Source organism: Sporosarcina sp. NPDC096371, from assembly GCF_044762865.1.
GTDB lineage: Bacteria > Bacillota > Bacilli > Bacillales_A > Planococcaceae > Sporosarcina.
In genome coordinates this window covers 1-6593 of the sequence record NZ_JBIWFE010000016.1, presented here as the reverse complement: position 1 = coordinate 6593, position 6593 = coordinate 1, and the positions used below count along the sequence as shown (strand labels likewise).

The 6593-nt window shown below is 37.4% G+C and carries 7 protein-coding genes; 1 reads left to right on the top strand and 6 read right to left on the bottom strand.

Annotated elements, in window-relative coordinates; genetic code table 11:
- From ACIQ0H_RS21345 to ACIQ0H_RS21330, 4 genes are all read right to left on the bottom strand, one after another.
- Positions 1–653, bottom strand: a 653-nt coding sequence (locus ACIQ0H_RS21345) for a hypothetical protein (RefSeq protein ID WP_403419293.1), incomplete at its 3' end; no start/stop codon positions are given.
- A gap of 287 nt (positions 654–940) precedes the next feature.
- Positions 941–2065 (bottom strand): replication initiation protein, encoded by a 1125-nt coding sequence (locus ACIQ0H_RS21340; RefSeq protein ID WP_403419291.1) that lies wholly within the window; start codon positions 2063–2065, stop codon positions 941–943.
- Positions 2066–2925: 860 nt separating this feature from the next.
- The gene (locus ACIQ0H_RS21335; RefSeq protein WP_403419289.1) at positions 2926–3210 is read right to left on the bottom strand and encodes a hypothetical protein; all 285 of its coding nucleotides are present in this window, start codon (positions 3208–3210) and stop codon (positions 2926–2928) included.
- Entirely contained in the window at positions 3197–3577 is a 381-nt protein-coding gene (locus ACIQ0H_RS21330) for a hypothetical protein (RefSeq protein WP_403419287.1), read from the bottom strand. Before ACIQ0H_RS21330 ends, ACIQ0H_RS21335 begins: the two co-directional genes overlap by 14 nt.
- Before the next feature lie 291 nt (positions 3578–3868).
- On the opposite strand from ACIQ0H_RS21330, the gene mobQ reads away from it, so the two are divergent.
- Positions 3869–5974, top strand: coding sequence for a MobQ family relaxase (mobQ, locus tag ACIQ0H_RS21325; protein WP_403419285.1), 2106 nt, complete (start codon positions 3869–3871; stop codon positions 5972–5974).
- Positions 5975–6013: 39 nt separating this feature from the next.
- On the opposite strand, the gene ACIQ0H_RS21320 is transcribed toward mobQ, so the two are convergent.
- Entirely contained in the window at positions 6014–6184 is a 171-nt protein-coding gene (locus tag ACIQ0H_RS21320) for a hypothetical protein (protein WP_403419283.1), read from the bottom strand.
- A 151-nt stretch (positions 6185–6335) separates the two neighbouring features.
- A partial coding sequence (locus tag ACIQ0H_RS21315) for a hypothetical protein (protein ID WP_403419281.1) occupies positions 6336–6593 on the bottom strand: 258 nt, incomplete at its 5' end.

Here is a 6593-nt window from a genome sequence, read left to right as displayed (position 1 = left end):
CTCATTTCTAAGTTGGCCCAACCTTTATGCCAAACATTATCTGTTCTTGTTAAGCTCCAAACAGCACCATAGAAATCTAAATCATAAGTACTGCCTCCACAGTTAGCCTTATATGTGTAACCATTTGCCGGGTACCCACTTTGATATTCCTGGCAATTGAAAGTACTACTAGTTATTGCCCAACCATCTGGAACTGCAATAGCAATTTTATCACCTTTTGTGCCACCACTTTTTGTATTATTCCATGAATAATTAGCGTAGACAACTTTATATGCAGTGTTATTAAAAATCCTAGTAAATACATCATGTGAAACCGTTAATTTACTTGCAGGTATTGTAGCTAAAGGTGATATTTCTAGAATGCTATCATCGGTAGATTCAATTAGCTGACTTGTAAGTGGATCTTTTACAAAATCTGTTTCTTCGGTAGTATCGAATTTTAAGACACTATCTTTACTTTTATTATAAATATCTAATTTTTGATCATATTCCCATCTCTTTAACAGATCATCCGGTGTCCCGGCTTGTTTTAAAAATTCATTAAGTTGTGCTTCGGTTACTTCTTTGTCCCCTTTTTGTGCAAATGTTTGATTTTGATTAGTAAAAATAGAAAAAATCAAAATCAAACTTAGCAATAAAGTTAATTTTCTCATTACATCTACCCCTTCCATTATTCTGTCTATTATAACATATAGAAATAAAAATTCCATAATTTACATCAGTCGGTTGAAATATGTAAATAGATTTCGCTATGCTTTATAAAAAGAATAAGACTAGTTTGCCTGCTGAAAAAGCAAAGGTGAACAGGTTAATAGAATCTGTTTTTATTGTCACTTTTTTATCTTTAATCCTTGAAATAACAGCTTTTGTCGTGATTTTATTTCAGAGTTATTTAGACAAATAAAAAAGCCCCTAATCAAAGGGACTTTCACAGTTTAAACTAGCTCTCTATTCCCATTTCTTTTAATAATTGTTTCCGTTCTTCATCGACTTTTAGGTCTACTTCATTTTCCCCTGACTCAGTACTTTTTTTGAACCAGTCAGGAATAATCTCTTCTCGTCCATTAGAGCATTTTACGCTTGGCTGTAATGTTGCAAACGTTACTGGTATGCCTTGTGAATGTTCTTCCCAAGCTGCTAGTAGCTTGGATTTGATAAAACCTAATGGATTTTTAATGGATTCTTGATCATTGACATATTGAATGAGCAGTTTCAATTCATTTTCAGCTTGATCGCCCCAGATTAGGGATGCACCTTGATGCATTTGAGCGAAGTAAGAGCTGTCGAATTGATAACCCACCGCTAAAGCGTTTAATCGCACCTTTATATCTTCGTTTTCAGTAGGTTTTGACCGTTTTTCGGGTGGGATTGGCAATTTGAGTTCATTCTCAGCTGTATGTTTTATTGTAAATGCAATCCGAACAACCCCACGACCTTTTTTAATTTCTTCAAAACCGATATCAAGATCTGTTTTTTCATTAACTTCGTCAATAGCAGTTCTTAAGACACGTGCTTTGAAGTGACCGTATAATGCATATTTCCCCTCACCAACGCCTAATTTTCCTCTTAAGTCTTCGACAGGACACTCCCATTTCCCGAGGTGTTGCCACTTTTTCATAAGTTCATATAACCGGATGGAGTAGGTACTGTTAAGGGATAAAATATTGCTTAATCGATATGACGTAAACTGATTTTTCAACTGCAATAAATAGGGCTTTAATTTTGGAGAAAACGTCAATTCAATAACGCCTGCGCCATCAATATATTCCGCAGTTGAAACCCAATGGGCAAGTAACCATCCCCCGTTCGGCCGTGGAATTTCAACTGTCTTTTCCATCAAATTTTTCACAATTTCTTTAATTTCCCCGTATTTTATACTTCCTTTCAACCCCAACATTTCACTGAAGTCTTTTAATAAAATACGGTATTCCTTAAAGTCGTTATCTGAAGGTTGAATTGCACTCACCATCGTGAGAATAATTTTCTGTTCTCTCGCGGTCAAAGGCTTGTTATGACGGGCTTCAATCAAGTTATTACCTTGAGCAACAACATAATTACTATCCATGATCTCACTCCTTATATCCAGATATATTTGTTTTGTGATAGTTGTTAACTATACAATAACCAATTTGAAAAGTAATTGCAATCATTATCACTATTTATAATGATTTGTGATAATTGGGACCGAAAATGTGATAATTAAGACCGAAAGTGTGATAGTTGGGACCGAAAGTGTGATAGTTGACGGACCGAAAGTGTGATAGTTGGGACCGAAAGTGTGATAGTTGAGACCGAAAGTGTGATAGTTCGACCTTGAAAACTCAGTCGTATCAACGGCTCAGAGGGTGCCTAAATCACTTAAAGCAAAGATCTTAAACAAAGTACTTAAAAACAACAACAAACAACGCGTACGCGCGAAGAGCGTGGTGGTGGTGAAATAAATAAATCTAAGAATCTCTTTTTCTATCAAAATTGCAAATACAGGTTGTCCCACACTTCCAAAGTACCTCTTAAAACGCTCAGAAGCACCGTACACGTGTTTTAAGTCGAAAAATGAATATATCTATCACCTTGGAAATAGAACGCCTTTAAAAGCCCTTTAAATGCTTTTTAGAGATTGATGCAAATAAAAAAAGCCCCGTTAAGAGACTTTCACTGTTAAAAGACTATATTTCGCCACTAAGAGCCAGACCTTGCCCCTTTTGAAAAGTGGCAACCCCCAAACCCCCTCGCCGGGTGGCAGGTCCTCACATGGGGTGAGAACCAAAGAGAGGGTGGAACATCACAGCACGTATCAACTTCTTAAATTCCTTACGCAGCTGCTCCAGTCAAACATTTATCGTTGACACTTCCCGTTGTACATCCATCTTGCCAAGAAAGGGCTAACTTCAGTTAGCAAGGCAGCTAAAGCTGACCTGATGGCTTTCAGTGGATAATATGAATCTGGCCATCTTCAAATATTTCGACTGATTGATAGCTATTTAGCAAGGCTAAACCGTTAACTGTTTCACCTTGACTTAGTTTTTTTTGCCCTTCATGAAAAGTTTCGGGATCCAGCAGCAAGCTATAAAAATAGACTTTTTGCTCGTCAATCATTTCAGAACTCATCATGACAAATCGATCACCGTACTGATTTTTAAAATATTTTCTTGCTTCATCATGACTGGAAAAGTCGGGGAGATTGGCTTCGTCATTTCTACTGATTTTCATTCTTTAAATCCTCCTTTTTCTCGTTATATCCAGTATTTTTTACTTCTGGTATAAACAAACCTTCCACGCCTTCTTTGTAAACTATTTCTTTTTTCTCTTTTGATTTTTCAACGTCAATATTTAGTAATTTGGATTTGTTTTTTTCAACAGCATTTTTCATTCCGTAAGCAACTTGTTCAGCTTCTTCTTCGCCTTTAATTTCAAAATATTTTTCGAATACTGCTCCGACTTGAATTAATCGACGTGTTCGTTCTTTTCGTTCTTTTTCTTTAATTCGATTTGCCACCTGTTGTTTTTTTGCTTTCATTTGTTCCATTTTTTCTTCTAATTCTCTTAAACGATCTTCATCTGTTTTACGAGTAGTCATTTTAACCAACTCCTAATCTCATTCTTTGTAATTAGTTTACCGTATACCCGCGAATAAGACTACTCATCACACTAGAATAGGCATGGGAGGTGTGTTACGATATCCCGAGAGAACGAAGTGACAAGGGCGCACTTATACATCGTTCCGATGTGTGCTATTGCTTCGCAACTAAAACCATATTCGCTTATCAGCGATTTCAAAATTCAAAGTGTGCCATCTTCGATGTGCCACATTTGTTTTATCAATTTGGATTCGCGTAGCGTGGTAAATCATAATGAGGGGGTGAGAATCATGGCAATCTATCATTTTTCAGCACAAGTAATTTCAAGAGGAAAAGGACAATCCGCAGTTGCAGCTGCTGCTTATCGTTCTGGTGACAAATTGCAAGATGAGCGTACAGGCGAAGAAAAATTTTATCGCAGAGATGTAACTCCAGATTCCATGATTCTTGCTCCTTCCGATTCTCCAGAATGGGTGAAGGATCGTGAACGTCTTTGGAATGCAGTTGAAAAGATTGAGAAAAGAAAAGACTCTCAACTTGCCCGTGAAATAAATATTGCATTGCCTGTCGAATTATCAAACGGACAACAGAAAGAATTGATCCGTGACTTTGTACAAAAAGAGTTTGTAGATAAAGGCATGATTGCAGACCTTTCAATACACCGTGATGATGCCAACAATCCTCATGTTCATGTCATGCTGACTACTAGAGAAATTTCAGCCGATGGATTTGGTCCGAAAAATCGTTCCTGGAACGATAAAGGTCTCCTGGAACAATGGCGTGCAGAATGGGCGAATCATGCAAATAAAAGTTTAGAAAGAGAGGGCGTTCAAGAAAAGATATCCCATCTTTCTCATGAAGCCCGTGGACTTGAACAACTTCCGACTATCCATCTTGGCCACATAGCAAGTGCAATGGAGAAACGAGGCATAGACACGCCACAAGGCGATATTAACCGTGACCGTCAGGAATATAACGGGTTGGTCGTTGACTTACAAAAATATCGCGAAGAAAAACGAGCTATTGAAGAAGAAATGGCCCGTCAACTTAAACAATTCGATAAGCCTGCGCCTGAACAATCTTCGACTCAATTAACACAAAATGAATTACTCCGTAATTTCAGAGAGAAATATTTCGAGCCACTTGAAGAACAGCAGCCAGTGAAACAGGAGGTTACTCGTCAGCAGGAGCCGGAGAAAGTCATAGAAGAGCAGCAAGCAATCAAGCAGGAGCCACAAGTCATTGCTCAACGCTTCACTACGCAAGAAGAGCTTGCTCATTTACAAGAAGCGAAAAAAGTTTTGAAGGCAGATCCTTCTCTTAGAAATATTCAAGAAAGACGTCAACAAATTGCCAAATGGTCCGAGCGATTAAATAACGGGGAACAGTTTGTTACTTGGTCAGATAAGGCGATTAAAGAAGCAGCTGGTCATTATAATTCGATTGCAGCTAACCAAGAGAAAATTCAGGAACAGCAACAAAAGCTTGAAAGTATTAACTGGTTGAACCCTTTGAAAGTCAAAGAAAACCGTGCAACAAAGGAACGTGCCGAAATGGTAATTTCCGATTGCCTTGATCAGATTCAATTGCATGATAAAAAGTTGAATTATCATCGGGAAAAGCTCAAATTCTCAACTGAAGTTGAATTTAACCAGGTTAAAGCCGATTTCGAAACAAAACGCCCAGGACTACTTGAAACGAATAAAAATCAACGTCAACAGATTGTGCGTGAAGTGGATGTCCTTAGAGGTGCCGAGAAGGCCCTTAAAAACGGTTTTGTTCGTAAAGTGGCATCAAACTACCCCGAACATCCTGAAGCGCAACATATGAGCTTTGAAACGGCTCAGAAGCTGAATGAAGTGAATAAAAAGAACGGGAAAGTTGTTCCTATCCAAACGATTGAAGAGTTTGTAACAAAAAAACGTCAGGAAATTAAGCAGCTTCAAGGTGAAATTTCTCATGTTAATGAGTACAGTTCACGTTTATTGCGTGCTGGAAATCACCTGAAAAATTATGAGAAAAATCGTGACTATGTTGAAAAAATTGATAAAAACCCAATTCTAAAAGCAAAAATGCTTGTTTCAAAATCAGCTAGAAGTGATTACGACAAGGCTGTTTTGGCTCGTGATCAGTACGCCGACCTTTTGAAAGATGAAGGTATTACTAAAAGAACTGACTTCAACAAGCAGGAAAGTATTTTAGGGGAGCTGCAGGAGCGAATTCCTGTATTTAAAGAGCGCATTAATACCATGCAAAGAGGTCTGGGAATATTCGATTCAATCATGCAAGGTCTTGCGCAAGCAGGGGATTCGGCAAGAAGAGACCAGGGACGTCAGCAAGTTAAAGATAGAGGTAAAGATAAAAAACGTCAGAACAGATGGGAAATGGAGCGTTAAATAGCCACTATCTGCTTGGATACTGGCTTAAATACGTAATTAATCATTATCGGTTTTAAAAACTCCTGCTATCGAAAATATAAATCCCAAAATAGATATTCCTAATCCTATTTTTGTACCGCTTGTATAACCCAATCCTGACGAACTATATACAACTACAATTGTCAATCCTAAGAGTATTATAGATATACCCAATAGTATAAGTTTCATTCTTGTTAAACTCCTTTATCTATTTATTGAATATGTAAATTTAATGTAATGTGAAAAAATAAAAAAACCCCAAACGAAATTAAATTTAATTTTGTTTGGGGTTTTTTATGTTTAACGTTTAGTAATTTTGGATATTAAATTTCATTATAGTTCAATCCATTGTGAATCCAGTATCCCATGCGACTTGATTAGCTGATTTATTTCCAACAACGCCTACAGACATAGGCCCCCAACTCACAGACCAGTTAGTTGATTTACCTACATCCTCAATATATTTACTCAATACTCTAAGCTGTGCATCACGACTTGTACGTCTCATTTCTAAGTTGGCCCAACCTTTATGCCAAACATTATCTGTTCTTGTTAAGCTCCAAACAGCACCATAGAAATCTAAATCATAAGTACTGCC